The following is a 25,867-nucleotide window of genomic DNA, read 5'->3' on the forward strand; positions in this document are numbered from 1 at the left end:
CGGAATCGGATGTTTGGCGTCGGATGTATGCCGGATGTTAAGCGCCGGATGGCCAGGACGCCGGCGCGGCGCCGATTACGGCCGGTCGCGACCACCGCCGCCGGTGTTGCTGCCGTTGCCCGCGCCGCCGCCGGCACCCGCCGCACCGACCGTGCCGATGTTGCCGAACAGATCCTGGAAGAAGCCACGCTGGCGGCCCAGCGTCGGCGTCTTCTTGCCGTACGGGCTGATCGAGGCGACCTGCTCGAGCCCGCCGCGACGGATCGCGGTGACGGTGCCCTTCTGGTCGAAGCTGATCTGCAGCGTGATCTGCGCGTTCGGGCGCGGATTACGGAACGCGAGGTTGCGGCTGTCGCGCGCGAGATAATACCAGTCGCCCTGGTCGAACTGGCCCGCGAGCGTCGGCTTGCCGAGCGTCTGGAGCACCGACTGGCGGTTATCCACGCCCGGCTGGACCGAGTTGACGAGGTCGGTGTCGACCACATAGCCCTGGTGCGAACGCAGCTGGGTGCAGCCCGCACTCGCCAGCGCGACGAGACCGATGGCCGCGACCTGGACGATACGGGGGGAAACGACGCTCATAAACTCTCCCGGGGCATATACTCTGCCGAGACTGGTAACGCGGAACACGGGCCGATTGCATCGACCGCCGATCGCCTCGATATGCGAGGTTGCGCGGGCAAACAAGCCGAAGCGCAGGTACGACCCGAAGGACGACGGATTGAGCTGGCTCGGAAGACTGCTCGGCGAGAAGCCGGACGAGGCATTGCCGCTGTATAACGCGGTGGTCGCGCGCGCGCGCGCGGAGCACTGGTACAGGGACGGCGCGGTGCCGGACACGGTCGACGGCCGGTTCGACATGATCGCGACGCTGCTCGCGTTCACGATGCTGCGGCTCGAGGCGGAGCCGGCGGGCGGCGATCCCGCGGCGCGGCTCGCCGAGCGCTTCGTCGACGACATGGATGGGCAGCTGCGCGAGATCGGCATCGGCGACATCATCGTCGGCAAGCATATCGGCAAGATGATGAGCATGCTCGGCGGGCGGCTCGGCGCGTACCGCGACGGGCTGGCGGCGGGCGATATCGCGCCGGCGCTGGTGCGAAACCTGTACCGCGGCGCCGCGCCGGACGACGCCGCGCTTGTCCACGTCCGCGAGTCGGTGATGGCGTTTCATGCCGGGCTGGCTGCGACGCCGCTATCGAACCTGTTATCTGGAGACCTGCCGTGAAGACCGAGTTCAGCCGCCCCGAACGCCTCGACACGATCGGCGAGCGCGAGCGGATCGTCGAGATCGTCGCGACCGAGGACGAGCGCGCGGCGCTGGCCAAGCGTTTCGCCATGGTCTCGATCGCGCGACTCGAGGCGCGGTTCGGGATCAAGCGCACCGACAGCGGCATCGTCGTGAAAGGCCGCGTGACGGGGGCGGGCGTGCAGGCGTGTTCGGTGACCGACGACCCGCTCGATACGCAGATCGACGAGCCCGTCGCGCTGCTGTTCGTCGAACAACTGATCGCCGAGGGTGACGAGGTCGAACTGTCCGGCGACGCGCTCGACATGGTCGCGATCGAAGGCGGCACGATCGACCTCGGCGAAGCGGCGGCGGACACGCTGGCGCTCGCGATCGACCCGTTCCCGAGGGGGCCTAACGCCGCAGCTGCGCTGGCGGCGGCGGGGGTGATCAGCGAGGACGAGTTCCGGCCGGCGAATGCGTTTTCGGATTTGAAGGCGCGGATGGCGGGTAAGGGGTGAGGTTTGCTGTCGCGGGCTTGTTAAAGATCAGCGCACACCAACATCCGCACCACCCCGGCGAAGGCCGGGGCCCAATTGGGGCGAATAGTGAGGTAGGGCGGTCCGCCGTTACATCCATCTCTCCAATTGGGCCCCGGCCTCCGCCGGGGTGGTGTGCAGTTGGAGGAGCGGCAATCTCCCGACCCTGTGTTCACCCGCGAAGGCGGGTGCCCAGACTGGATACCCGCCTTCGCGGGGAAACACGCTTTAGTCCGCGTCGGGGCCCAAGGTCGGATCGAGATCACGCGGCCGTACGAACCGGGTCAGCCGCGCATTGCCAGACGCAATGTCTTCCCAGCTATCCCCCTCGAACTGAAGCTCCGCAATGCTGGCAGTCGGATACTTATCCTCGACCGCATCGCGCAACGGGTCAGTTCCATCCGCAACCAGCATCAGCACGAGGTCCTCCAACCCCGGATTATGCCCGACCAGCAGCGCGCTCTGCGTCTCCGCCGGAAAGCCGTGCACCACGTCGAGCAATGTCGCCGCCGACGCGAGATACACCCGCCGGTCCCAATCAGGCGCGATCGTCCGGCCATAGCCCGATTCGATCTGCTCCAACGTCTCCGTCACCCGCACCGCCGGCGACGCGATCGCATGGTCGAACGTGAGCCCCAGCGACCGCATGTGCCGGCCGACCATCGCCGCGGCGCGCTTGCCCTTGGCGTTGAGCGGACGGTCGAAATCGCGCGCGACCGGATCGTCCCAGCCGGACTTGGCGTGGCGCAACAGCGTCAACGTCTTCATGGCAATCCTCAAGCCGGTTCGCGGCTTTCATGCCCTACCGAAGCCCGTGAGGAAAGCCGGCTCGCGACTCGGGCCACCGCTTCTTCGAGCGTGACGCGGGCGATCGGCACGCCCGGCGGGAACGCGCTGAGCAGTCGGGAGGGCATCGCGGCGGACAACATCACGAACACGCCGGAGTCGTCGGCGCGCCGGATCAGTCGGCCGAATGCCTGCGCGAGACGCGCGCGGACAAGCCGGTCGTCGTACGCCGAACCGCCACCGGCCAGACGCCGCGCGGCGTGCAACACCGAGGGTTTCGCCCAGGGCACGCCCTCCATCACCACGAGTCGTAGCGACTCGCCGGGCACGTCGACGCCGTCGCGGAGTGCATCGGTGCCGAGCAACGACGCCCCCGGATCGTCGCGGAAAATGTCGACCAGCGTGCCGGTATCGATCGGGTCGACGTGCTGTGCGTGGAGCGGCAGGCCTTCGCGCGCGAGTCGATCAGCGATGCGGCCGTGGACGCCGCGCAGGCGCCGGATCGCGGTGAACAGTCCAAGCGTCCCGCCACGGCTGGCGACGATCAACTGCGCATAGGCGTTGGCGAGCGCGCCGATATCGCCGCGCTTCACGTCGGTGACGATCAGCACTTCGGCCTGCCGCGTATAGTCGAACGGGCTCTTCGCCTCGAACCTTGCGGCGGGTCGGAGGAGGTGGGGGGCGCCGGTGCGGGCTTCGGCGACCTCCCAATCGCCGCCGCCGGTGAGCGTCGCCGAGGTGACGAGCGCACCGTGTGCTGGTTTCAGAACGATCTCGGCGAACGGGCGGGTCGGGTCGAGCCAGTGGCGATGCAGCCCGATATCGAACTCGCGGCCCTCGATCCGGTCGACCGCGAGCCAGTCGACGAAATCGCCATCGACAGGCCCGCCGACGCGCGCGAGCAACGATAGCCACGACGCCACCGTCTCCGCGCGCCAGCCGATCGAAGCGATCGCGCCCTCGACCCGCGCGCGGGCGGGCGCGTCCATCCAGTCGGGCGCTTCGGCGAGCACGGCTTCGAGGCGACGGCCGAGTGTGACGAGCGGGCGGACGAGTGCGTCGAGGGCTGCGGCAGCGGGCGCGGCGGCCTCGATCAGCGTAGCGTCGGGTTCGGCAAGTTCGGTCTCCAGGCCATAGCCCGCGTCGCCCGGCTGCTCGGCCCGCGCGTATGTAAGCCCACGGACGGCGGCGAGCAGCGTCTCGATCGGCCCGAACGGCGCGCCTTCGCCAAGCCGTTGCAGCCAGCCATCGGACGCCAGCGCCCCCGCCGCGGTGACCGCGTCGCTGATCGCCCGCGCGCCCTGTTCGTCATAGCTGGCAAGATCGGACAGGCGGGCGGCGAGACCTCGACGCCGCCCACGACCGCTCGATTCGGGGCCGAGTATCCAGCGCCGCAGTTCGATCGTCTCGGCGCCGGTCAGCGCGGTGGCGAACATCGAATCGGCGGCGTCGAATATGTGATGCCCCTCGTCGAACACGTACCGCGTCGGCCGGGTCGCGAGTTCGCGGCCTCGTGCCGCGTTGACCATCACCAGTGCGTGGTTGGCGATGACGATGTCGGCGTCCGACGAGGCGCGGGCGGCGCGCTCGATGAAGCATTTCCGGTAGTGCGGGCAGCCGGCGTAGACGCACTCGCCGCGCCGATCGGTCAGCGCGGTCGAGCCGTTGCGGCGGAACAGCGTCGGCAACCAGCCGGGCAGGTCGCCGCCGACCATGTCGCCGTCCGCGCTATAGGCAGCCCAGCGCGCGACGAGGTGCGCGAGAATCGCCGCACGGCCGGCGAACCCGCCTTGCAGCGCGTCCTCCAGGTTGAGCAGGCAGAGGTAATTCTCGCGGCCTTTGCGCGTGACGACCTTTGCTTTCCGGATCGCGGCGTCGGGGTAAAGGCGCGCGGTTTCCTGCCCCAACTGGCGTTGCAGCGTCTTGGTGTAGGTCGAGATCCACACCGCGCCGCCCGCCTTCTCTGCCCAGAGCGAGGCGGGAGCGAGATACCCCAACGTCTTGCCAATCCCGGTGCCGGCCTCCGCGAGGACGAGATTAGGCGTGTCGCGCATCGCCCGCGGCGCAAACGCGGCGGTGGCCGCGCCGGCATAAGCGCGCTGGCCCGGGCGCTCCTCGGCACCGTGTCCGGTGAGGTCGACGAGCCGCGCTTCCGCGTCGCCGGGCTCGATCGTCACGGTGCGCGGGGCGGGACGCGGCGCGTGCTCCTCCCATTCGGGAAGCGACGAGAACAGCCAGCGTTCGTTGACCGCAGGCTTCTTCAGCCGCTCCGCAACCACCGGCGCCCACGGCCAGCGCAGGCGGAACAGCGACTGCGCCGCCGTCCACGCACCCTCACGCTCGGGCCAGTCGCCATCGGTAAGCGCCAGCATCGCCTCCGCCGCGCGCAGCAGGAACGGCGCGACCTCGGCATCCTCGCTCGGCACGTCCAGCCCGGTAACCCGCGCGATCCCCTTGGGGGTCGGCACCGAGAATTGCGCGGGGCGTAAGAAAGCGTAGAGTTCGAGCAGGTCGAGCCCCGACAGATCGGGATAGCCCAGCCGCTGCCCGACCAGCGGCGCGTTGAGCATGATGACCGGCGTATCGGCAGCGATCCGGATCGCCTCGCCCCGCCCGATCGGACGCGCACCCTCGGCGTTCGCGATCCAGATGCCGGCGTGGCTGGCGTGGAGGGCGGGATAGGGGAGCACCGCGCGACCTTGTGCGAAGAGGAACGAAAGGGCAACCTTTTGCAGTGCGCTTTCGCGCGGCTGCTCGCCTTTACCAACTATACCTCCCCGGCGGAGGCCGGGGTCCAGTAGAGAAGGCAGTTGTAACGACGTGCAGTTCTCCGTTGGCAACGTCTCCCAACTGGACCCCGGCCTCCGCCGGGGAGGTGCAGTTGGTTTGCGACGATAATGCCGAACCGGCCGGGGTGACGAAATACGACGCACACGCTATCGCCGCCAGCATGACCGACGAACTCCGCACCGCCGCCCTCGAGTCCAAAGCCTGGCCGTATGAGGAGGCGCGCAAACTCCTCAAACGCTACCCGCAGGGCAAGCAGGGCGCGCCGGTGCTGTTCGAGACCGGGTACGGACCGTCGGGCCTGCCGCATATCGGCACGTTCAACGAAGTCCTCCGCACGACGATGGTGCGCAATGCCTTCCACGCGCTCAGCGATACGCCGACCCGGCTGATCGCGTTCTCGGACGACATGGACGGCCTGCGCAAGGTTCCGGACAACGTCCCCAACGGCGACATGCTGCGCGAGCATCTCGGCAAGCCGCTGACGCAGATCCCCGATCCGTTCGGCACGCACTCCAGCTTCGCCGCGCACAACAACGCGATTCTGCGCGAATTTCTCGACCGCTACGGCTTCGACTACGAGTTCGCCTCGTCCACCGAATATTACACATCCGGCCGCTTCGACGAGGCACTCAAGGGCGTACTTCGTCACTTCCAGGGTATCCAGGACGTGATGCTGCCGACGCTCCGCGCAGAACGTCGCGCGACCTATTCGCCGGTGCTGCCGATCTCGCCGACCAGCGGCATCGTGCTGCAGGTGCCGATCGAAGTAATCGATGCCGAAGCCGGGCTGATCGCGTTCGAGGATGAAGGCCAGCGGATCGAACAGAGCGTGCTCGGCGGCAAGGCCAAGCTCCAGTGGAAGGTCGACTGGGCGATGCGCTGGGTCGCGCTCGGCGTCGATTACGAGATGGCGGGCAAGGACCTGATCGACTCGGTCACCCAGTCGTCGAAGATCGCGCGCGTGCTCGGCGGGCGCCCGCCCGAGGGGTTCAACTACGAGATGTTCCTCGACGAGAATGGCGAGAAGATCTCGAAGTCGAAGGGCAATGGCCTGAGCCTCGAGCAGTGGCTGACCTACGGCCCGGAGGAATCGCTCGCGTTCTACGCGTACCGCGAGCCCAAGAAGGCCAAGTCGCTGCACATGGGCGTCATTCCGCGCGCGGTGGACGAATATTGGCAGTTCCGCGGCAATTATGCGGGCCAAGATGTGAAGCAGAAGCTCGGCAACCCGGTTCATCACATCCACGACGGCAAGCTGCCGACCGGCGAACTGCCGGTGACGTTCGGGCTGCTGCTCAACCTCGTCGGCGTGATGGGCGATGCGAGCAAGGAGCAGGTCTGGGGCTATCTGGCGAACTACGTGCCCGATGCGTCCGCTGCGAAATACCCCGAGCTTGACCGGCTGATCGGCTATGCGCTGGCGTATAGCCGCGATTTCGTCGCGCCGACGCTGAAGCGCCGCGCGCCCGAGGGTGTCGAGGTCGCGGCGCTGGAGCGGCTCGACGCGGAACTCGCGGCGCTGCCGGCGGAGGCGAGCGCGGAGGATATTCAGAACATCGTCTACGAGATCGGCAAGACCGGCGGGTTCGAGAACCTGCGCGACTGGTTCAAGGCGCTGTACGAGACGTTGCTCGGCTCTGAGCAGGGCCCGCGGATGGGGAGCTTCATCGCGCTGTACAGCGTGGCGAACTCGCGGAAGCTGATTGCGGAAGCGTTGGCGCGGTAAGGCTTCACCCCGGAAGGAGATATCCACCCCGGCGGAGGCCGGGGCCCAATTGGGATACGCTGTTAACTGGCCGCCACGCCTCGTTACTCCGACCTTTTCAATTGGGCCCCGGCCTTCGCCGGGGTGGTGTTTGAGTCGTCCGATCTCTCGCGCCAACTAGACGAAAGCAGTGGAACATATTAGCAACAGGCCCGCCTCCCCCGATTCGGAATCCGGCATGTTTCATCGAGCGATCGCCCGTCATCGCCTGTTCTTCGCGATCCGCCCACCACTGCCGCTCGCGCGCCAGATTACCGCCGCAGCGGTGTGGTTCGAAACGGACGGAGACAAGCTGCGCCCCGAGCACCTCCACGTCACGATCGACATCCTCGACGACCATGATCGCGTCTCGACCGCGCTGGAACGCGACCTGAAGGCAATCGGCGATGCGGTCGAAGCGGCGCCGTTCGCGCTCCAGTTCGACACGGCGATCGGCAGCGATCGATCCATCGCGCTGCGTCCACGCAACAAGAACGCCTCGCTCGCGGCATTGCATCAACGGATCGCAGTGGCGCGCGAGGCCGCGGGGTTGCGCGCTCGCGAACACTATCGGTTCAGCCCGCACATGACGCTCGGCTACCGCGACGGCGTGTCGTTCACACAGCCCATTGCGCCGATCGGCTGGGACGTGGATGCGTTCGTGCTGGTCCACAGCCATGTCGGCCGGACGCGTCACGACGTGATCGGCCGCTGGTTGCTGAACGGCGACGACGATCGACAACTGGCGCTGTTCTGAGGCTTTGGTTTTGCCCGGCTCGCGCGACCCGGTAGGACCCACAGCGCGATCGGTTGGTTCTTCCCTAGTGATCGCGCGTGGAGGATCGACAATGCGACTATTTTTCGACGAGGCTCAGCGGACCCATGCGCCCGCGCGCGAACTCCACAATGGCGCATTCACCGCCTATGCCGAGACGCCTGCGCGCGTCGACTCGATCCTCCGCGCGATCGGCCCGGTCGAGGTGCCGGAGGATCGCGGTGAAGCGCCGATCCTCGCCGTCCATTCCGCGCCCTATGTCGCGTTCCTGAAGGACGCCGCGCTACTTTGGCGCGAAGCGGGGCGAGACGGCGACGCGATCCCCTACACCTTCCCGATCCGCGGCCGCCGTCCGCTCGACCTCACCCGCATCGACGCGCTGATCGGCGCGTACAGCTTCGACGCGACCACGCCGATCACGCCCGAGAGCTGGGCCGCCTCCTATGGCAGCGCCCAGTCCGCGCTCGCTGCGACGCACGCGGTCCTCGACGGCGACCGCGCAGCGTTCGCGCTGTGCCGCCCGCCCGGCCATCACGCCGGCGCGGATTATTGCGGCGGATACTGCCACCTCAACACCGCCGCGATCGCCGCCCAAGCCGCGCGCGACGCCAGTGTCGCCCGCGTCGCGATCCTCGATATCGACTATCACCACGGCAACGGCACGCAGGATATCTTCTACACGAGAGGCGACGTGTTCTACGCCTCGGTCCACGCCGATCCGAAAACCGACTACCCGTTCTATTGGGGCCATGCCGACGAGACCGGCGAAGGCGAAGGACGTGGTACGACACTGAACCTCCCCCTCCCCCACGGCACGACGATCAATGCCTTCCGTGCGGCGCAGACGACCGCGCTCGATGCGATCGCTGCGTTCGATCCCGGCCTGCTCGTCGTAAGCTTCGGCGCGGACACGTGGGAGGGCGATCCGATCTCGCATTTCAAACTGACCACGCCCGACTATGCGGTGCTGGCCGCCGACATCGCGGCACGCGGCTGGCCGACCGTCATCGTCATGGAGGGCGGCTACGCGGTCGACGCGCTGGGGCATAACGTCGCGAGCTTCCTGAGTGGCTTCTGAGACGCCGATCGCTCTGGGCACGCCAGCCTATCGCCGGCTGACGCTGGCGATGTTGTTCGCGGGCTTCTCGACCTTCTCGCTGCTGTATTCGGTGCAGCCGTTGCTGCCGCTGTTCGCCGCACAATATCGGCTGACCGCAGAGGCGGCATCGCTGGCGGTGTCGCTCGCGACCGGGCCTTTGGCGATCGGTATCCTGTTCGCGGGGTTCGTCTCGGACCGGGTCGGGCGGCGTCCGCTGATGATCGCGGCGATGTTCGCGGCGGGTGCGCTGACCTTGGCGGCGGCGGTCGTACCGGGGTGGAGCGGGTTGCTGGTGCTGCGCTTCCTGACCGGCGTCGCGCTCGCAGGCGTGCCGGCGGTGGCGATGGCCTATGTCGCGGAGGAGGTCGATGCGGGCGCGGTAGGCGCGGCGATGGGGCTGTATATCGCCGGGAGCGCGCTCGGCGGGATGGCTGGGCGGCTGGTCGTCAGCGTCGTCGCCGATCTCGAAGGCTGGCGCTGGGCGCTCGCCGCGGTCGGGATCGCGGGCCTCGCGATGGCGGAGGCGTTTCGCCGGCTCGCGCCGCTCTCGCGGAATTTCACGCCGAGTGTTGGGCGGCCAGGCGCGTTGGTGCGGAGTGCCGGGTCGCTGTTCACCGACCGCGCGATGCCGCTGCTGTATATCGAGGCATTCCTGCTGATGGGGGTGTTCGTCACGATCTATAACTATGCCGGCTTCCGGTTGATGAGCCCGCCTTATGGGCTCAGCCAGGCGGCGGTCGGCGGCGTGTTCCTGCTCTACGTGCTGGGATCGGTCAGTTCGGCAAAGTTCGGGACGCTCGCCGGACGACTCGGGCGGCGGAAGGTGTTCTGGATCCCCGTCGTGCTGCTGATCGCCGGCGTCGCACTGACCGCGATGACGCCACTGGTGCTGGTGATCGCGGGGATCGCGGTGGTGACGATCGGCTTCTTCGGCGCGCATTCGATCGCGAGTGCCTGGGTCGGCCGTCGCGCGCAGGGCTCACGGGGACAGGCGGCGGCGTTCTACCTGTTCTTCTATTATATGGGGTCGAGCGTGCTGGGATCGGCTGGCGGATTCGCGTGGACGCATGCCGGGTGGCCGGGGGTGACGGCGTTCTGCCTGTTGCTCGGCGTGGCCGCGTTGTTGATCGGTCTGGTGCTGCGCACGGTGCCACCGCTGGTGGTGGAACCGCCCGCGCCGCAGCGGATGCCGGATCCTTGACGCCCCTCCATCCGGCATCCCAACCATTCCCGTCATCCCAGCAAAAGCTGGGATATCATGGTGGGGCACGCGTCATCTGATACGAAGGGATACCCCAGCTTTCGCTGGGGTGACGAGATTTGGCAGGCTTGGTCGAAGCTCGATAACGAGTATTCGCCTCCTCTATCGCGACGCCACGTCCGTCGCGTCGACCGGCGGCATACCCGCCATCCCCTTCGCGACCGCTTCGACCCGTTCCATGACGCGGAGGACGTTGCCGCCGGACAGCTTCGCCAAGTCGCCATCGCTCCACCCCCGCCGCGCCAGTTCCGCGAACAGCAGCGGGTAGCCGTCGACGCCCTTCAGCCCGATCGGCCCGGTCCCCTGGATCCCGTCGAAATCGCCGCCAATCCCGACATGGTCGTGACCGGCGATCTTCGCGATATGCTCGACATGATCGGCGACCGTCGCGGCGGTGACTTGCGGCTCCGGATGCGCCGCGTCCCAAGCCACCAGCGGTGCGGGCGACTTGGCGCCGTAGACGTTCGCCGGCACGCCGACGCTCTTCGCATAGGCCGACCGCACGACGTCCCAGGCACGCCACTCGGCCGACAGGAACGACGGGTAGAAGTTCACCATCACCACGCCCCCGTTCCCGCCGATCGCGCGGAGCAACTCGTCGGGGATGTTACGCGGCGCGTCGGCGATCGCCCGCGCGCTGGAGTGGGATGCGATCACCGGCGCCTTGGTCGCAGCCAGCGCGGCCGGCATCGTCGCGTCCGAGACGTGGCTGACGTCGACGATCATCCCGATCCGGTTCATCTCGGCGACGACCTGCCGCCCGAAATCGCTGAGCCCGTTCGCACGCGGCGCATCGGTCGAACTGTCCGCCCAGTTCAGGCTCTTGCCGTGCGTCAGCGTCATGTACGCCACACCTAGCGCACGATATTGCCGCAGCACCGACAGCCGCCCATCGATCTGGTGCCCGCCCTCGACGCCGATCAGCGACGCGATCCGTCCCGCCTTCTCGATCCGGCGGATGTCCGCGGCGGTCGTGGCGAGTTCGAACGTCGCCGGGTTTGCGGCGACGAATCGCCGGACGATATCGATTTCCTCCAGGGTCATCTCGACCGCACGCGGCGCGTCGGCGGGGATGTAGACCGACCAGAACTGCCCGCCGACATGACCTTTGCGCAGACGGGGAATGTCGGTCTGGAGCGGGTTCGGCAGCCGCGCGGTGTCGACGGAAAGATCGACCGCCTCGACTCTCGCGTCGTGCAGGTCGCGGATTTCCCAGGCGAGGTCGTTATGCCCGTCGATCACCGGACTACGCTCCAGCACGCGTTCGACCCGGCGCGACAGGGCAGCGTCCGGGCTCGCCTGCGCGGCCAGCAGCAGGAATGCGGCGATCATGTCTTGGTCCCCCGTGGCGTCCGCTCCATCCTGAAGGAGGTGTTCGCATGCGACAAGCCGGCTAAGGCGCTCGCCGAACGCGAGAAGAGGGGCGGAAGTGGACACAGTAACGGCCGAACCGGCGCGCAAGGCGGATCCCCGCCTCTCCACCGCAATTGCGATCGCGCGACTGATCGGTATCATGGGAATCGTCTATGTCCATGCCTGGACCGGACGGACCGCGGAGGAACTGGCGGCGGTCGCGTTCAGTTGGCAGGCGGTTCTTCGTACCGTCCTGAGCGAGATGTTCGGGCGCAGCGCGGTGCCGCTGCTCGGGATGATCTCCGGCTGGCTGGTGGTCTCGACTGCGACGCGCCAAGGTTACGGCCCGTTCCTGCTCGGCAGGGCGCGGACGATCCTGCTGCCGATGCTGCTGTGGAATGCGATCGCGATCATGCTGGTCGGGGCGGCGGCAACGTTCGGCGATCTGAAGGCGCCGACACCGTCGAGCATCGGCTGGACGCTGAACGAACTCGTGCCGATCGCCCACGCCAACGACATCAACGTGCAGATGCCGTTCCTGCGCGATCTGTTTGTCTGCATGATGATCGCGCCGGTTCTAGTGCGCGCGTCGAGTATCTGGCTGGCGCTGGTCTCGCTTGTGGTGGTCGTGTGGAGCGTGTCCGGGGTGCACATCCCGCTGCTGTTGCGGCCGCAGATCCTGTTGTTCTTCACCGCCGGGATCGCCGCGCGGCGGTTTGTCGTGGCGGAACGGGTGGCGGGGTGGCCGGTCGCCCTTTGCGCACTGCCGTTCGTGGTGCTGATCGCGCCGCGGCTCTGGACCGCGTTGCTGGGGAACGTCTTCTTCGACGCGCATCCGCATGCGATGGCGGCGTTCGATGTATTGTTTCGATTGGCGTCGGCGATGCTGTTCTGGCGGCTGGCATGGGCGCTGGCGGGGAGTAGCTTTTCGGAAGGGCTGCGGGCTGCGGAGCGCTACGGGTTTCTCGCATTCTGCGATCATCTGGTGCTGCTGTGGCTGTTCGGGCCGGTGATCGGTCTGGCGACAGGCGCGCTCGGGGCCGGGCTGTATCCGGCATATCTGCTGGTGCAGCCGTTGCTGGTGCTCGGGGCCACGGTCGTTCTGGGGCGGGGGGTGATGACGGTTTCACCAGCCGCGGCGCGGGTGCTCAGCGGGGGGCGACTGGGGCGGTAGGCTTCAGTTACTGCGTGGCGGCGGGCCGAGCTGGTTCACCCATTCCTGGTTGCGAACGACGGTCGAACGGACCGGAAGGCCGGCGGAGTCGAGCCAGGGGCGGTAGCGGAAGCGCAGTTCGATCAGCCGGCAGGTTGTCGCGTCGAGCACCGCATTGCCGCTGGAGCGTGTTACGCTGCAGTGCGTGACGCTGCCGTCGGTCTCGACGGTGTAGCGTACGCCGACGATCCCGCCCGCACCGATCACCGCCTCGGCGTTGGGGAAATCCTTGTTCTTGAAGCGGCCCTTGAGGAGGCGGGGCGGGGTCTCCTCGCCACCGTCGCCGTCGCCATCCCCTGAGCGGCCGCTGCCCGTGCCGTTCCCTTCTCCGCCTGCGCCTGCGCCCGGTCCGGGGATGGGCGCGGCACCCATCGTGGCATCGCTGCCGGGGCCGGGTTTGAGTGTGGCGATGACGGGTGGTGGAGGGATGATCGGCGGCACGATCGGTTCGGGGACGACGACTTCGGTCGCCTTCGAACGGAGATTTGCCGGGGAGGCCGCGCCTTCAGGGCGGTGGCTTTTCGCGGGGCGGGGGATGATCTTTTCAGGCGGCGGCGGTGGAGGGGGTGTGAGGCCAACGGCGAACGTCTTCAGCGCGTTGGGGATAGCGGTGGGGATGCTGACGCCGAGGCCGAGGATGAGGGCGTAGCCGACGATGGCGCAAAGTACCGCGGCGCTGGCCGCGGATATCAGGCGGTCGCGCGGGTTCGGGTGGGCGCCGTACATGCAGGGTAATTGGGTAGGCGGGTATTGTGCGGCAACTGTGTGAGAGAGCGCGAGAACGATCTCGGTACTCCGGACGTGTTCGGTACTTACCCCGCTCCGACAGATGCACCTCCCCGGCGCAGGCCGGGGTCCAAGTGGAAAGGTCGATGTAACGAAGGACCGTCCGTCGTCACCTCCGTTTCCTAATTGGGCCCCGGCCTTCGCCGGGGTGGTGGTCACTTTGGGTGAAATAGACGTCGGTTTGTAAGCGTATCGGTTGGGCATTGGCGACCTGCACGTTCGGCAGACGCAAGAACGGGCGGTGCGACCTAAGTCACACCGCCCGTTCGTGGCGCGCGCCGCGGGAGTAAATCCCGCGTCGTCGGTCGGCGCTGAAGCGCCGCCGGCCGGGCTTGCTGTTGCGCTTGGCTTCGCCTTGCGCATCGGCATTCGCCTACAGCTTCGCCGTCAACTCCGGCACGATCTTAAACAGATCGCCCACCAAACCGATGTCCGCGACCTGGAAGATCGGCGCGTCCTCGTCCTTGTTGATCGCCACGATAACCTTCGAGTCCTTCATCCCCGCCAGATGCTGGATCGCGCCAGAGATGCCGACCGCGACATACACTTCCGGCGCGACGATCTTGCCGGTCTGGCCGACCTGATAGTCGTTCGGGGCGTAACCGGCGTCGACCGCGGCGCGCGAAGCACCGACGCCGGCGCCCAGCTTGTCCGCCAGCGGATCGATCAGCGCGTGGAACTGGTCGCTCGAGGCAAGCGCACGGCCGCCCGAGACGATGATCTTCGCGCTGGTCAGTTCGGGACGCTCGTTCTTGGCGATCTCCGAGCCGGCGAAGGTCGACAGACCCTTGTCGCCGGTCGATGCGACCGCTTCGATCTCGCCCGAACCACCCTCGGTCGCGGCCTTGGCGAACGCCGTGCCGCGGACCGTGATGACCTTCTTCGCATCCGACGACTGCACCGTCGCGATCGCGTTGCCCGCGTAGATCGGACGCGTGAACGTGTCCTCGCTCTCGACCGACAGGATGTCGCTGATCTGCATGACGTCGAGCAACGCTGCCACGCGCGGCGCGATGTTCTTGCCGTGCGTGGTCGACGGCGCAACGAACGCGTCGTGGGTGGCCATCAGCTCGACGATCAGCGGCGCGACGTTCTCGGCAAGCGAATGCGCGAATGCAGCGTCGTCCGCGACGTGCACCTTGCCGACGCCCGCGATCTTGGCGGCTTCGGCCGCGACGCCGTCGACGCCCTGGCCGACGACCAGCAGATGGACTTCGCCGAGCTGCGAAGCGGCAGTCACCGCCGACAGCGTGGCATCCTTGACGGCCTGACCGTCATGTTCGACCCAGACGAGCGTCTTCACTTGGCGACTCCCATTTCCTTGAGCTTGCCGACCAGCGCGTCGACATCGGCGACCTTGATCCCGGCCGAGCGCTTGGCGGGTTCGACCACCTTCAGCGTGGTCAGGCGCGGCGTCACGTCGACGCCGAAATCGGCCGGCGTCTTCTGCGCCATCGGCTTCGATTTCGCCTTCATGATGTTCGGCAGCGACGCATAGCGCGGCTCGTTGAGGCGAAGATCGGTGGTGATGATCGCGGGCAGCTTCAGCGTGTCGGTCTCGGCACCGCCATCGACTTCACGGGTCACGTTGACCGACCCGTCGGCGATCTCGACCTTCGACGCGAACGTGCCCTGGCCCCAGCCGAGCAGCCCGGCGAGCATCTGCCCGGTCTGGTTGTTGTCGTCGTCGATCGCCTGCTTTCCGAGGATCACGAGGTCGGGCTTCTCCTCCTCGACGATCTTGGCGAGGATCTTGGCGACGCCGAGCGGCTCGACCTTGGTCTCGCTGATGACGAGGATCGCGCGGTCGGCACCCATCGCGAGCGCGGTGCGCAGCGTTTCTTGGCTTTTCTGCTCGCCGATCGAGACGACGACGATCTCGGTCACGCCCTTGTCTTTCAGGCGGATCGCTTCTTCGACCGCGATCTCGTCGAACGGGTTCATGCTCATCTTGACGTTCGCCAGATCGACGCCCGTTCCGTCCGCCTTCACGCGAGGCTTCACGTTGTAGTCAAGCACGCGCTTGACCGGCACCAGCACCTTCATCGGGATTCCTTCCAAGGTGAATCTATTCGTTTCGCCCGCCTGTTGCCCAGGGGCCGTTGCGGCGACAGATGGCTGTTTCGAGCCGTTTTCGCAAGTCCGGTATGGAAACATCGCCGTGCCGTAGCGTCACGGCGAGCGACGAGCCCGACAAGTCGCATGTCCAACGAAAAAGGGCCCGGACGTTTCCGTCCGAGCCCCGTTTTTCGCGAAGTCAGTATGTGAAGGACCGGGCGATTACGCCGCGACCTTCTGCACCTCTGCGACGATCTTCTTGGCCGCATCGCCGAGGTCGTTCGCGGGAACGATCGCGAGGCCGGAGTTTGCGAGGATTTCCTTGCCCTTCTCGACATTCGTGCCCTCGAGGCGGACGACGAGCGGCACCGACAGGTTCACTTCCTTCGCCGCGGCGACGATGCCGTCGGCGATGATGTCGCACTTCATGATGCCGCCGAAGATGTTGACCAGGATGCCCTTCACGTTCGGATCCGCGAGGATGATCTTGAACGCGGCCGTCACCTTCTCCTTGTTGGCGCCGCCGCCGACGTCGAGGAAGTTGGCCGGGAACATGCCGTTCAGCTTGATGATGTCCATCGTCGCCATCGCGAGGCCGGCGCCGTTGACCATGCAGCCGATGTCGCCATCGAGCTTGATATAGGCGAGGTCGTACTTCGACGCCTCGAGCTCGGCGGGATCTTCCTCGGTCTCGTCGCGCAGCTGGAGCAGATCCTTGTGGCGGAACAGCGCGTTGCCGTCGAACGCGACCTTCGCGTCGAGCACCATCAGCTTGCCGTCGTTCGTCACGGCGAGCGGGTTGATCTCGATCTGCTCGGCATCGGTACCCATGAACGCGTCATACAGCTTCGACGCGGTGTTCGCGGCCTGCTTGGCGAGATCGCCGGTCAGCTTCAGCGCGGCAGCGACAGCGCGGCCGTGGTGCGGCATGAAGCCGGTCGCCTGGTCGATGTCGATCGACTGGATCTTCTCGGGCGTGTCGTGCGCGACCGCCTCGATGTCCATGCCGCCTTCGGTCGAGACGACCATCATCACCCGGCCGGTGGTGCGGTTGAGCGTCAGCGCGAGGTAGAATTCCTTGTCGATGTCGACGCCGTCGGTGACGTACAGGCGGTTGACCTGCTTGCCGGCATCACCCGTCTGGATGGTGACGAGCGTGTTGCCGAGCATGTCGGTAGCGGCTGCGCGAACCTCGTCCTCGGTCTTGGCGAGGCGGACGCCGCCCTTGGCATCGGGGCCGAGCTCGACGAACTTGCCCTTGCCGCGGCCGCCGGCATGGATCTGCGCCTTGACGACATAGAGCGGTCCGGGAAGCTTCTTCGAGGCCTCCACGGCCTCCTCGACGGTCAGTGCCGCGAAACCGGCAGGCACGGGGACGCCGAACTTGGCCAGCAGTTCCTTGGCCTGGTATTCATGGATGTTCATCGGGAAGGCTCCACGCAATTTTTAGGAAACTCGGGAATTGCGTCGGCGTAAAGCACAGGGCGGCCAGCAAATCCACCCTTAAGGCACCTGCATATGCGTCTCGTTTGCAATAGAGGGTTTCAAGCAGCTGCGATGATGGCTGGAATGGATCAAAACCAGGACGACCGCCCAGCCATAAGGGCAGGGCGGTCGCCTCGTTCGCACACCTGTTGTCGACGGGCGTAGCCGACGGCTATCCTACAGGCGTGTGAGCGCCGTCTTCACCTCGGTCTGCCCTACAGGCGTGTGAGCGCCGTCTTCACCTCGGTCTGCAACGCGGCGGTCAGCGCGGTCTTGTTGTGCAGCGCCTTGGAAAACACGTCCTGGTCGATGCCGGAATGACCGAACTGATCGATACAGCCCGCCCCGCCGCCGCAACCGCCACCGCAGCCGTCGCCCATCGCGACCTCGACGCCCGGCTTGATGGTCTTGATGAACGACGATAATTTGCCGATCGGCACTTCGCGCAGCACGGCTTGCGCGACTCGGTTTGTCTCAGGCATCGACGGTCTCCTCGGTTGATCCCGGCACCATGTCGGGATGGGGTGATGCGTGGCGGGCGAATCCCATCAGGCATTCCTCCGCCATCGCTTCGAAGATCGGCCCGAGCGCACGGCGGCCAAACGAACCGGTCACGATCGCGTCGCCCGCGATGCATCCGCTGGCGAGCGGCGCATACCAGGCGTCGCTGCCGATGCCGCCATCGCCGAACTCGTCGAAATAGCGGGTGAAGACGCGGCGGCTGTCCTCGGTCGGGAAACTGTCGGTGAAGATGTTGCCGAGCCGGAAACGATCGTCGCCGATGAACATGAAGCAAGGGAACACAGATCCGTCGGCAGCGATCGACAGCTGGTTGAAGAACGCCGGGCAATAGGTGGTCGAGGCGCGGCGTTCGTCGATCTGCTCGATGATACGCACCGCGAACTCCAGCAACGGGCCCTTGCCGGCGACGACGTTGTCGATCGTCGCGCGCGCGGCGGCGCGATATTGCGGCACCAGGTCGCCCATGCCGACCGACCATTGCTGCCAATCGGCCTGGTGATCGAAGATGCCCGATCCCAGCGCGGCTTCGTCGCGGTCGTTGTCGGGCAGGAAGGCGGGCGCGATGTGGATGACCCGGTCGTCGGTCACGTCGGCGAAGAACCCCATCAGGTCGACCACCGTCATGCCGGCGTCGATATGCGCGCGGCTGAATGTGCATTCGAACTCGAACGGGATCCCGGCGGCACGAAACACGTCGAGCGACCGGCGCAGCAGTTGCGAACTCCGCTTGCCGCTCGCGGTCGGGCGTACGACGTCGTGGATCGCGTCGGGGCCGTCCCAACTGACCGTCAGCGCGACCTTCCAGCGAACCAGCGCGGCGACCACGCGCGCGCCGCACAGCGTGCCGTTGGTGGTGGCGACGAACTGCGGCATCTTGGCGAGTCGCCCCGCCGCCACCGCGCCCTCGAACGCCTCGCCGATCGCGTCGATCGCCTTGACGTTCATCAGCGGTTCGCCGCCGAACAGATGGATGGTCTCGATCCGTCCGTACATCGCGCTGACCCGGTCGACGATCTGGCGCGCACGCTCGACCGACATCAGCGACCGGGCGGCGTGATATAGCCCGTGATCGGCGTAGCAATAGGAACAGACGAGGTTGCAGGCATTGCTGATGTTGATCGTGAAGCGACCGAGTCGCGGTCGACCGACATCGATATTCTCAGATCCGAAGATCAGCGGCAGCAGCGCGGGGCGGCGATCAAGCACAGGGCCTTCGGCATTGCGATGCGGAGGATCGTGGCGCGGGCCGAGTTCGGGGAGAGTGGCATTGCCATGCGCCACGGATACGGCAAGCGACGACCGATCAAATACAGCGTGAAGGTCGTTCTCGGTCAATACGACAAACTTATTATCCATGGCACGCGTGATCATCAGTATTCCCCTTAGGATACACCGCTCTCGATCATTTCGACTCGCTGTCTACTATCGGTATAGTCTATAACATCGGATGACATCCATAACAATAGAACCGATTTGCACGATGTATTGGTGTGTATTCACAAGAATATTCTGTTTTGCGGTGCAGTATAACTTGCAACGGGTACGAAGCCGCCAAATCGGATGCAGTACCGAGACTGGATCGAGGCTGGATCGAGGCGGGAGGTGGGCAAAGTTTCCGGATGCGAAGGCCTGCCGGCTGGTCTAGGGAAGGCGCATGTCAATTCCGACCGGCATCCTCCTGTTTTTCCTGACTGTTATCGGCATGGAGGCGTTCGCCTATGCCGCGCATCGCTGGGTGATGCACGGCTTCGGCTGGTTCCTGCATGAGAGCCATCACCGGGCACGGCATGGGAATTGGGAACTGAACGACCTGTACGCGGCGATCTTCGCGGTGCCGTCGTTCGTGCTGCTGCTGGGCGGCGTACAGCTCGGCTGGTGGCCGGGGTTCGCCTGGATCGGCGCGGGAATCGCCGCCTATGGCGCGATTTATTTCGGGTTTCACGACGTGATCGTGCACCAGCGCATCCCGACCCGGTATCTGCCGAAATCGAAATACATGAAGCGCATCGTTCAGGCGCACCGGCTGCATCACGTCGTCGAGACGAAGGAGGGCAATGTCAGCTTCGGCTTCCTCGTCGCGCCCAAGCCCGAAGACCTGAAGGCCGAACTCAAGCGCCGCGCGCGGGCGGGTAAAGTGGGTGTCCGCGCACCGGTCGGGACGCGTGCGTTTGGAGAAAAGTAACCCTTTGGGGAGCAGTGTTCCCGACATGACACAGCCCGTCTCCCTCCCTCCCGCCGAATCGACTGGCGAAGAGCTTCGTCAGGCGTTTCGCAAGGCCGTAAAGATGCGCGCGCACCTGCGCGATCGGGGCCAGACGCGATTCGAGATCGAGGTCACCGACCTGTCGCTGTCGGGATTTCGCGCGGAGACGAGTTTCACGTTGTGGCCGGGCACGGTGGTGTGGCTGACCTTGCCGGGTCTGGCTGCGCTCGAGGCTGTGGTCGCGTGGCGCGACAAGTTCAAATACGGCTGTGCGTTTGCGAAGCCGCTGCATCCCGCGGTGTTCGATCATATTGTAGCGCTAAGCCAGCGATAGGCTCGGCCACGCCCGAGCCGATGCGCGAACGCGCAATCGCTGGCTCGGCCGGTGGGTCGCCTCGGCGAACCCATCCGACGACGGCTTTGCCGGCGGCCTTGTGATAGAACCAGCAGGTCCCCGCCGTGGCAAAGCCACGTCGTCAGTCGTCGCTATGCGCCGCTGGCCGGGCTTTCGACTCATCCGAAAATAGCTGCGCTATCTCGGGTCTCGGCCTTTAAACCCCTGCGCCACCACGAACCACTCGACCGACCCCTTGCGACTCGCCGGCGGCTTGGCATGCTTCACCGTCTTGAAGTTCCGCTTCATCTCCGCGACCAGCTCCGAATCGGCGCCGCCCGCGAATACCTTCGAGACGAACGTGCCACCCGGCTCCAGCACCTCGCAGGCAAAGTGCAGCGCCGTCTCGACCAGCGCCATCGTCCTGAGCGCATCGGTCTGCGGATGCCCGACCGTGTTCGCCGCCATGTCCGACAGCACCAGGTCCGGTGCGCCACCGAGCGCCTCGATCAGCTTGCCCGGCGCGGCATCGTCGAGGAAATCCATTTCGAAGATCGTCACGCCCTCGATCGGATCGACCGGCAGCAGGTCGATTCCCACGACCGTCGCCTTCGGGATTCGCCGCCGGATCACCTGCGCCCAGCCGCCTGGCGCAAGGCCGAGATCGACGACACGCTTCGATCCCCGGATCAGCTCGAACCGCTCGTCCAGCTCGATCAGCTTGTATGCCGCCCGGCTGCGATAGCCGTCGGCCTTCGCGCGCTTCACATACGGATCGTTCAGCTGCCGCTCGAGCCAGCGCGTCGACTGCGCCGTGCGTTTCCGCGCGGTGAGGACGCGGACATGCCCGCCGGAACCGCCCCGGCTCATGCCGCGACTCCCGTGGCTTTGCCGGGCTTGGGCGAACCCATCAGTCCGCGCAAGATACCCTCGCGAATACCGCGGTCGGCGATGCCGAGCCGTTCGGCGGGCCACAAATCCATGATCGTCTCCAGAATGGCACAGCCCGCGACCACCAGGTCGGCGCGCTCGTTGCCGATGCACGGCAGCTTGGCGCGCTCCGTGATCGACATATGGGAAAGGTCGGCGCTGATCCGCCGCATCGCCGAGGCAGGGACGATCAGCCCGTCGACCACCGAACGGTCGTAATGGCTGAGCCCGAGATGCACGCTGCCGAGCGTCGTCACGGTGCCGCTGGTGCCGAGCAGCCGCGGCCGCTCGATATGCCGGGGCAGGCGGCTAGCAAACCCCGCGAAGCTGTCCGCGACCACCTGACGCATCCGCGCATAGGCAGCACGACGGCCGTCCTCGCCCTCGCCGCCACCGGCATGCTCGGTCAGCGACACCACGCCCCACGGCGCCGAATGCCAGTCGAGCACGGTCGGGATCGGCGTCGACGTATCGACCAGCACGAGCTCGGTCGACCCGCCGCCGATGTCGAACACGAGCGCGGGGTCCTCGCCCGGCTCGATCAGCGCATGGCAGCCTAGCACGGCCAGCCGCGCCTCTTCCTCGGCAGAGATGATGTCGAGATGGATGCCCGTCTCGGCGAGCGCCCGCGCGATGAACGCAGGACCGTTCGACGCCTGCCGGCACGCCTCCGTCGCAACCGACCGCGCCAGTGTCACGTTGCGCCGCTGAAGCTTGTCCGAGCATACGCGGAGCGCCGCGATGGTGCGCTCGATCGCCGCATCGCTCAGCTTGCCGGTCGCGGCCAGGCCCTCGCCCAGCCGGACGATTCGCGAGAACGCATCGATCACCGCGAAGCCGCCTGCCTGCGGTCGCGCGATCAGCAATCTGCAATTGTTGGTGCCAAGATCCAGCGCGGCAAACGCCTGCGCATCGGACCACCGCCCTCGACCGGGCCGGGTCGCCGCCGGACGGGCAGGAGAGCCCTGCCGGAACGGCATTCGGGCGGAAACATCCCCCATCGCCGTAAAACTCGCTATCTATGTCTGCCGCCGCGGGAAAATACCCGCCCGGTGCTTGGAGGCGAATGTAGCGCGGCGTGGCGATTACGCAAGCGACGTGGCGGATCGGCCACATCTTGGCGTTGACAGCGGCAAACCGCCCGCCTAGATCGCGCCCTCGCTGATGCCCCGTCGTCTAATGGTAAGACTGCGGTTTCTGATACCGCCTATTGAGGTTCGAATCCTCACGGGGCATCCAGCGCTTCCCGCCCAGGCGGTTGAAACCCCACCGCATCCCCATCCCATCGCCCACCGCATCGTCCGCCGGAACGCCCTTTGCGCTAGGTCGCCAAGGCCGGGTGGAAGGTCACGTATTTGCGGCCGAACAGCGCGGGGCCTTCGGTGAAATCCCGGTGCATCGCCGCGGTCACGGTCTCGGGATGGGCCTTGCCCTGGATCCATGTGTCGGCCGTCGGCGAATCGCCGCCGATCCGGATTCCGAGTGGTGCCACCAGCGAATGCAGCATCATCTCGTCCGGGCAGTCCGTGTATCTAAAGCTGCGCCAGTACCAGCGATTGCCGTCGATGAAGCGCAGGAACGCCTCGATCGCCTGGCGTTCGAACAGCCACCACGCGCCGCCGCCATGCAGATGGATGCCGCGCAGACCCGCCAACGACCTGTCCGGCAGGCGCGGGAACAGCCGCCGCAGGATCCGCCACGCGAACGGGTTGCGGACGTCGTGCAGCCACCGCCTGGTATAGCGCTCGATCGGCTTGTGGCTCACCGGCATCGCCGTCAGCTCCATCAAGTTGGCCGAGCCCGGCGGAAAGCTCTCGATCCGTGCGCGGATCTGCGCATCGCTTTTGACCGGATAGCATTCGCCGCTCATGAGATAGAAATGGGTGACCGCGGGATCCGCGATCGCCGCCCGCAACAGCCGCATCGCCGCCTCGACCTGGCTCAGCCCGCCCCAGTTCACCTGCACGCGATCCGTCAGGAACACCGCCTTCGCGCGGCACGCGTCGAACTGGCTGATGTCCGCCTTGCGATCGATATGGACGAAGGGCGCCCACAGGTCTCCCTCGAGCCGGTCGAGCAACAGCGCCAGTTGCTCCGGGCGGTGATAGGCGCGGATCAGCGCGGCGATCTTCATGCAGGGATCCTTCGGGAAGAGGCGGGCGCGGTGGCAGGCGCAGCACGGCGCGACGGCGGCGAGGAACGGGTGCCGTGTCCGACGCCTGCTCGCGTGGATCGCCGGGGCTGGCCGGGCGCCATCATGCGGATGACGGCGTCGGTCAGGTCAGCGCCCGGCGGGTCAGCGAATGTCGCAGGTCGATCGCCGCGCGACGCAGCTCTCGCCACGCCGGATGCCCCATCACGGCAAGCGCGACGATCCACAGGCCGGCGCCCGCGACGACCGCGACGACGGTCCGGATCGAGAGTAACTGGTCGTGCTGGATCAGCAGGACCGCGGGCAGGCACGCGGCCAGAGTGCTCGCCGCGCTTTTCGCATAGGTCCAGGCCAGCGCGCGCCCCGAAAAGCCGACGATCCGCTGCATCATGCCGATATAGATCGCGTACCAGATCACCGCATAGACCAGACGCGCGGCGGCGGCGGCCTCCAGCCCGAACCGGACCAGCACGCCGAGACACACCAGCGCGACGATCGTGTCGACCACGTTGCGCACCAGCAGCTCGCGCAGATGCCCCGATATCAGCGGCACCTCGGTATGGAGCGGCAGCGCGAAGAACAGCAGTTCGCTCAACGCCACCCAGCGCAGCGCCCGCGCCGCATCGCCCCAGCCCTGGCCGTAGATCAGCGTGACGATCGGCGTCGACAACAGCGACAGCAGCAGCATCGCCGGCCACATCACGCTCGTATAACAGCTCACCAGATCGATATAGGGCTGGGCCAGCGTCCGCTTCTCGCGGAGCAGCTGCGCGAAATGGCTGAAGAAGACCGACGACAGGCCACCGTCGAGCAACGTGCGCAGGCCCTCGACCATGCCGGCCGCGCGCCCGAACAGGCCGACCGCGTGCATGCCCAGGACGTTGCCGATGATCAGGTCGGGCGATCGCGTGCCGATCGCGCCGCTGACCGCGAGCACGGTGGTACCCGACCCGAACGAGATGATCGGCCTCGCGCCGGCGAAACTCATCTTGAGGCGGACCCTGCGCGGCCCGAGCAGCTGCGCCATCGTCGCGCGCGCGACCTGTTGCGCCAGGAAGCCGAGCGCCAGCGCTATCGGCCCATAGCCCCATAACGCGAACGTCGTGGAGACGGCCGCGTTGGCGGCGGCGGCAGCGATATTGATGAACGACAGCGTCCTGAAATCGACCGCGCGCTGGAGCAGCGCGATCGGGACGGTGTTGAAGGGCAGGAACAGGAACGCCGCCGCAATCAGCAGCATGATCGGAACGAGCTGCGCATTGTCGTAATACCACGCCATCGGCACGCTCAGCGCGGCGATCGTCGCGCAGATCGCCACGCCCACGCACGCGGTGATGGTGGTGCAGGTGTCGAGCATTTCGTCGGAGAGATCGTCGGACCGGACGACGTAGCGGCTGAGCCCGAAATCCTGCAGGTTGGAGATGATCCCGGCGGCTGCGAACCCGACCGAGAAGGTGCCGAACGCCGATGGCGGCAGCAGATAGCGCGCGAGATACACGCTGACCGCGAAGTTGAACGCGAACACGAACCACTGGCTGCCGACCGACCACAGGGCGGCCTTGCGGACCGCCATCAGCCGGCCCTTGGCGCGAGGTAGGACCGGCACAGGCTAGTCGCGAGCTGCCCGGCGCCGCGAACCTTGCCGTGACGCAACAGGCGGGCCACCGCGCGTGTCGCCGGGCCGCGATCGCCCCCTTCCGCGACATAATCGCCAACCAGCCTGACGCCGCCCTCGGACAGCGCCGGCAACGAATATAGCAGCTTGGGGGCGACCCGCGTGCGCACCCTGCGCGCGATGCCGGGTATGCCGAAGATCGTGTCCAGCTCACCCAGATGATCGACATCGGGCAGCATCGGCAGGCCGTCGGTCGGATCGGGATGCCCGCTGCGGCGCTGGAGATGCGCTTCCCACGCGACCGCGGCCCCGATCGCGGTGTGGAGCAGGTGCTGCACGGTCACCTGGTCCGGATTGATGCAATAGCGCAGCAGCACCTCGTCGACGCTGCACAGCTTGGTCACCTCCGACAGCCGCAGCCACAGGTCGTAATCCTCGCAGTGCCGGTACAGCGCCCGGTATCCGCCGACCTTCTCGAATGCGGCCTTCGAAATCATCGCGCCGGGATGGCTCATCACCGCCGACGATTCCATCGCCGCTAGGAACGCCTCGGCATCGCGAGGATAGACGTCGATCAGGCGGATCGGACGGCCCTGCACGTCGACGTTCATCTGCTGGCAGCCGACGACGCCGTAATCGGGATGCGTATCGAAAAAGGCGAGTTGCGTTGCGAACCGGTCGGGCAGCGATTCGTCGTCGCCGTCCATTCGCGCGACCAGCGCGCCGCGCGCCATCGCGAAGCCGCGGTTCAGGCTCGCGACCAGTCCGCGATTCTCCTGTTCGACCAGGATGATGCGGCGATCGGCATCCGCCAGCCGGCGCAGGATGTCGGTCGAGCCGTCGGTCGAGCCGTCGTTGACGATGATGAATTCGAAATCGGCATAGCTCTGCCCGAGCACGCTGGCGACGGCGCGTTCCACGAACGGCGCGTCGTTATAGACGCTCAACACTACCGACAACCGCATCGACCGAACCCTTCACGTCTCCGACGACC

General features: G+C 66.6%; 24 protein-coding genes and 1 tRNA gene. 10 read left to right on the forward strand and 15 right to left on the reverse strand.

What is annotated here, in order from left to right; translation table 11 throughout:
* Window positions 1-75 precede the first annotated feature (75 nt).
* Window positions 76-582 carry an outer membrane protein assembly factor BamE gene (locus VH567_RS06230; RefSeq protein ID WP_423324219.1) on the reverse strand — a complete coding sequence of 169 codons (507 nt, stop codon included), beginning with the start codon at window positions 580-582 and terminating at the stop codon, window positions 76-78.
* Between the two features lie 139 nt (window positions 583-721).
* Between VH567_RS06230 and VH567_RS06235 the strand changes: the two genes are divergently transcribed.
* Together VH567_RS06235 and VH567_RS06240 are read left to right on the forward strand one after the other, a co-directional pair.
* The gene (locus tag VH567_RS06235; RefSeq protein WP_423324221.1) at window positions 722-1,228 is read left to right on the forward strand and encodes a ubiquinol-cytochrome C chaperone family protein; all 507 of its coding nucleotides are present in this window, start codon (window positions 722-724) and stop codon (window positions 1,226-1,228) included.
* Entirely contained in the window at window positions 1,225-1,749 is a 525-nt protein-coding gene (locus VH567_RS06240) for a DUF177 domain-containing protein (protein ID WP_423324223.1), read from the forward strand. Before VH567_RS06235 ends, VH567_RS06240 begins: the two co-directional genes overlap by 4 nt.
* A 246-nt stretch (window positions 1,750-1,995) precedes the next feature.
* On the opposite strand, the gene VH567_RS06245 is transcribed toward VH567_RS06240, so the two are convergent.
* Window positions 1,996-2,535, reverse strand: coding sequence for a SixA phosphatase family protein (locus tag VH567_RS06245; RefSeq protein ID WP_423324225.1), 540 nt, complete (start codon window positions 2,533-2,535; stop codon window positions 1,996-1,998).
* 8 nt (window positions 2,536-2,543) lie between these two features.
* Window positions 2,544-5,243 carry an ATP-dependent DNA helicase gene (locus VH567_RS06250; RefSeq protein ID WP_423324227.1) on the reverse strand — a complete coding sequence of 900 codons (2,700 nt, stop codon included), beginning with the start codon at window positions 5,241-5,243 and terminating at the stop codon, window positions 2,544-2,546.
* Between the two features lie 260 nt (window positions 5,244-5,503).
* Between VH567_RS06250 and VH567_RS06255 the strand changes: the two genes are divergently transcribed.
* From VH567_RS06255 to VH567_RS06270, 4 genes are all read left to right on the forward strand, one after another.
* Entirely contained in the window at window positions 5,504-7,069 is a 1,566-nt protein-coding gene (locus VH567_RS06255) for a lysine--tRNA ligase (RefSeq protein WP_423324229.1), read from the forward strand.
* A gap of 217 nt (window positions 7,070-7,286) precedes the next feature.
* The gene (locus tag VH567_RS06260; protein WP_423324231.1) at window positions 7,287-7,844 is read left to right on the forward strand and encodes a 2'-5' RNA ligase family protein; all 558 of its coding nucleotides are present in this window, start codon (window positions 7,287-7,289) and stop codon (window positions 7,842-7,844) included.
* A 91-nt stretch (window positions 7,845-7,935) separates the two neighbouring features.
* Window positions 7,936-8,940: a histone deacetylase family protein gene (locus VH567_RS06265; RefSeq protein ID WP_423324233.1), complete on the forward strand. Its 1,005-nt coding sequence runs from the start codon at window positions 7,936-7,938 to the stop codon at window positions 8,938-8,940.
* The gene (locus VH567_RS06270) at window positions 8,930-10,162 is read left to right on the forward strand and encodes an MFS transporter (protein ID WP_423324236.1); all 1,233 of its coding nucleotides are present in this window, start codon (window positions 8,930-8,932) and stop codon (window positions 10,160-10,162) included. The genes VH567_RS06265 and VH567_RS06270 overlap by 11 nt, the downstream gene beginning before the upstream one ends.
* A 162-nt stretch (window positions 10,163-10,324) precedes the next feature.
* Here VH567_RS06270 and VH567_RS06275 read toward each other — a convergent pair whose 3' ends face one another.
* Window positions 10,325-11,554 carry a dipeptidase gene (locus VH567_RS06275; RefSeq protein WP_423324239.1) on the reverse strand — a complete coding sequence of 410 codons (1,230 nt, stop codon included), beginning with the start codon at window positions 11,552-11,554 and terminating at the stop codon, window positions 10,325-10,327.
* Window positions 11,555-11,651: 97 nt separating this feature from the next.
* Here VH567_RS06275 and VH567_RS06280 point away from each other — a divergent pair, with 97 nt between their 5' ends.
* Window positions 11,652-12,749, forward strand: a complete 1,098-nt coding sequence (locus VH567_RS06280) for an acyltransferase family protein (protein WP_423324242.1) — start codon at window positions 11,652-11,654, stop codon at window positions 12,747-12,749.
* Window positions 12,750-12,752: 3 nt separating this feature from the next.
* Here VH567_RS06280 and VH567_RS06285 read toward each other — a convergent pair whose 3' ends face one another.
* The 6 genes from VH567_RS06285 to VH567_RS06310 form a co-directional block, all read right to left on the reverse strand.
* Entirely contained in the window at window positions 12,753-13,514 is a 762-nt protein-coding gene (locus VH567_RS06285; RefSeq protein WP_423324246.1) for an energy transducer TonB, read from the reverse strand.
* 433 nt (window positions 13,515-13,947) lie between these two features.
* On the reverse strand, window positions 13,948-14,877 hold the full coding sequence (locus VH567_RS06290; RefSeq protein ID WP_423324249.1) for an electron transfer flavoprotein subunit alpha/FixB family protein: 930 nt from the start codon (window positions 14,875-14,877) through the stop codon (window positions 13,948-13,950).
* Entirely contained in the window at window positions 14,874-15,620 is a 747-nt protein-coding gene (locus tag VH567_RS06295; protein ID WP_423324251.1) for an electron transfer flavoprotein subunit beta/FixA family protein, read from the reverse strand. The genes VH567_RS06290 and VH567_RS06295 overlap by 4 nt, the downstream gene beginning before the upstream one ends.
* Before the next feature lie 234 nt (window positions 15,621-15,854).
* Window positions 15,855-17,057: an ADP-forming succinate--CoA ligase subunit beta gene (sucC, locus tag VH567_RS06300; RefSeq protein ID WP_423324254.1), complete on the reverse strand. Its 1,203-nt coding sequence runs from the start codon at window positions 17,055-17,057 to the stop codon at window positions 15,855-15,857.
* A gap of 275 nt (window positions 17,058-17,332) precedes the next feature.
* The gene (locus tag VH567_RS06305) at window positions 17,333-17,599 is read right to left on the reverse strand and encodes a hypothetical protein (RefSeq protein WP_423324256.1); all 267 of its coding nucleotides are present in this window, start codon (window positions 17,597-17,599) and stop codon (window positions 17,333-17,335) included.
* Window positions 17,592-18,995, reverse strand: a complete 1,404-nt coding sequence (locus VH567_RS06310; RefSeq protein WP_423324258.1) for a radical SAM protein — start codon at window positions 18,993-18,995, stop codon at window positions 17,592-17,594. Before VH567_RS06310 ends, VH567_RS06305 begins: the two co-directional genes overlap by 8 nt.
* 298 nt (window positions 18,996-19,293) lie before the next feature.
* On the opposite strand from VH567_RS06310, the gene VH567_RS06315 reads away from it, so the two are divergent.
* Both VH567_RS06315 and VH567_RS06320 read left to right on the forward strand, forming a co-directional pair.
* A complete protein-coding gene (locus tag VH567_RS06315) occupies window positions 19,294-19,821 on the forward strand; it encodes a beta-carotene hydroxylase (protein WP_423324260.1) in 528 nt (175 codons plus the stop codon).
* Between the two features lie 25 nt (window positions 19,822-19,846).
* Entirely contained in the window at window positions 19,847-20,176 is a 330-nt protein-coding gene (locus VH567_RS06320; RefSeq protein ID WP_423324262.1) for a PilZ domain-containing protein, read from the forward strand.
* A gap of 198 nt (window positions 20,177-20,374) precedes the next feature.
* On the opposite strand, the gene VH567_RS06325 is transcribed toward VH567_RS06320, so the two are convergent.
* Both VH567_RS06325 and VH567_RS06330 read right to left on the reverse strand, forming a co-directional pair.
* Window positions 20,375-21,046 (reverse strand): RlmE family RNA methyltransferase, encoded by a 672-nt coding sequence (locus VH567_RS06325; RefSeq protein WP_423324264.1) that lies wholly within the window; start codon window positions 21,044-21,046, stop codon window positions 20,375-20,377.
* Complete coding sequence (locus tag VH567_RS06330) at window positions 21,043-22,086, reverse strand: Ppx/GppA phosphatase family protein (protein ID WP_423324266.1); 1,044 nt, start codon at window positions 22,084-22,086, stop codon at window positions 21,043-21,045. The genes VH567_RS06325 and VH567_RS06330 overlap by 4 nt, the downstream gene beginning before the upstream one ends.
* Before the next feature lie 185 nt (window positions 22,087-22,271).
* On the opposite strand from VH567_RS06330, the gene VH567_RS06335 reads away from it, so the two are divergent.
* Window positions 22,272-22,345: transfer RNA gene (locus tag VH567_RS06335), tRNA-Gln, on the forward strand.
* 82 nt (window positions 22,346-22,427) lie between these two features.
* Here VH567_RS06335 and VH567_RS06340 read toward each other — a convergent pair.
* From VH567_RS06340 to VH567_RS06350, 3 genes are all read right to left on the reverse strand, one after another.
* Entirely contained in the window at window positions 22,428-23,240 is an 813-nt protein-coding gene (locus VH567_RS06340) for a beta-1,6-N-acetylglucosaminyltransferase (protein ID WP_423324268.1), read from the reverse strand.
* A 142-nt stretch (window positions 23,241-23,382) separates the two neighbouring features.
* Window positions 23,383-24,831 (reverse strand): oligosaccharide flippase family protein, encoded by a 1,449-nt coding sequence (locus tag VH567_RS06345; RefSeq protein ID WP_423324270.1) that lies wholly within the window; start codon window positions 24,829-24,831, stop codon window positions 23,383-23,385.
* The gene (locus tag VH567_RS06350) at window positions 24,831-25,838 is read right to left on the reverse strand and encodes a glycosyltransferase (protein WP_423324272.1); all 1,008 of its coding nucleotides are present in this window, start codon (window positions 25,836-25,838) and stop codon (window positions 24,831-24,833) included. Before VH567_RS06350 ends, VH567_RS06345 begins: the two co-directional genes overlap by 1 nt.
* Window positions 25,839-25,867 lie beyond the last annotated feature (29 nt).

The sequence above is a fragment of the Sphingomonas sp. 4RDLI-65 genome (assembly GCF_049472435.1).
GTDB lineage: Bacteria > Pseudomonadota > Alphaproteobacteria > Sphingomonadales > Sphingomonadaceae > Sphingomonas.

Excerpts from the sequence above, each read along its gene's own strand:
- VH567_RS06230 (WP_423324219.1), bottom strand. The coding sequence starts at position 582 with ATGAGCGTCGTTTCCCCCCGTATCGTCCAGGTCGCGGCCATCGGTCTC.
- VH567_RS06245 (WP_423324225.1), bottom strand. The coding sequence starts at position 2,535 with ATGAAGACGTTGACGCTGTTGCGCCACGCCAAGTCCGGCTGGGACGAT.
- VH567_RS06255 (WP_423324229.1), top strand. The coding sequence starts at position 5,504 with ATGACCGACGAACTCCGCACCGCCGCCCTCGAGTCCAAAGCCTGGCCG.
- VH567_RS06260 (WP_423324231.1), top strand. The coding sequence starts at position 7,287 with ATGTTTCATCGAGCGATCGCCCGTCATCGCCTGTTCTTCGCGATCCGC.
- VH567_RS06265 (WP_423324233.1), top strand. The coding sequence starts at position 7,936 with ATGCGACTATTTTTCGACGAGGCTCAGCGGACCCATGCGCCCGCGCGC.
- VH567_RS06275 (WP_423324239.1), bottom strand. The coding sequence starts at position 11,554 with ATGATCGCCGCATTCCTGCTGCTGGCCGCGCAGGCGAGCCCGGACGCT.
- VH567_RS06285 (WP_423324246.1), bottom strand. The coding sequence starts at position 13,514 with ATGTACGGCGCCCACCCGAACCCGCGCGACCGCCTGATATCCGCGGCC.
- VH567_RS06295 (WP_423324251.1), bottom strand. The coding sequence starts at position 15,620 with ATGAAGGTGCTGGTGCCGGTCAAGCGCGTGCTTGACTACAACGTGAAG.
- sucC (WP_423324254.1), bottom strand. The coding sequence starts at position 17,057 with ATGAACATCCATGAATACCAGGCCAAGGAACTGCTGGCCAAGTTCGGC.
- VH567_RS06305 (WP_423324256.1), bottom strand. The coding sequence starts at position 17,599 with ATGCCTGAGACAAACCGAGTCGCGCAAGCCGTGCTGCGCGAAGTGCCG.
- VH567_RS06310 (WP_423324258.1), bottom strand. The coding sequence starts at position 18,995 with ATGGATAATAAGTTTGTCGTATTGACCGAGAACGACCTTCACGCTGTA.
- VH567_RS06315 (WP_423324260.1), top strand. The coding sequence starts at position 19,294 with ATGTCAATTCCGACCGGCATCCTCCTGTTTTTCCTGACTGTTATCGGC.
- VH567_RS06320 (WP_423324262.1), top strand. The coding sequence starts at position 19,847 with ATGACACAGCCCGTCTCCCTCCCTCCCGCCGAATCGACTGGCGAAGAG.
- VH567_RS06325 (WP_423324264.1), bottom strand. The coding sequence starts at position 21,046 with ATGAGCCGGGGCGGTTCCGGCGGGCATGTCCGCGTCCTCACCGCGCGG.
- VH567_RS06330 (WP_423324266.1), bottom strand. The coding sequence starts at position 22,086 with ATGCCGTTCCGGCAGGGCTCTCCTGCCCGTCCGGCGGCGACCCGGCCC.
- VH567_RS06340 (WP_423324268.1), bottom strand. The coding sequence starts at position 23,240 with ATGAAGATCGCCGCGCTGATCCGCGCCTATCACCGCCCGGAGCAACTG.
- VH567_RS06345 (WP_423324270.1), bottom strand. The coding sequence starts at position 24,831 with ATGGCGGTCCGCAAGGCCGCCCTGTGGTCGGTCGGCAGCCAGTGGTTC.
- VH567_RS06350 (WP_423324272.1), bottom strand. The coding sequence starts at position 25,838 with ATGCGGTTGTCGGTAGTGTTGAGCGTCTATAACGACGCGCCGTTCGTG.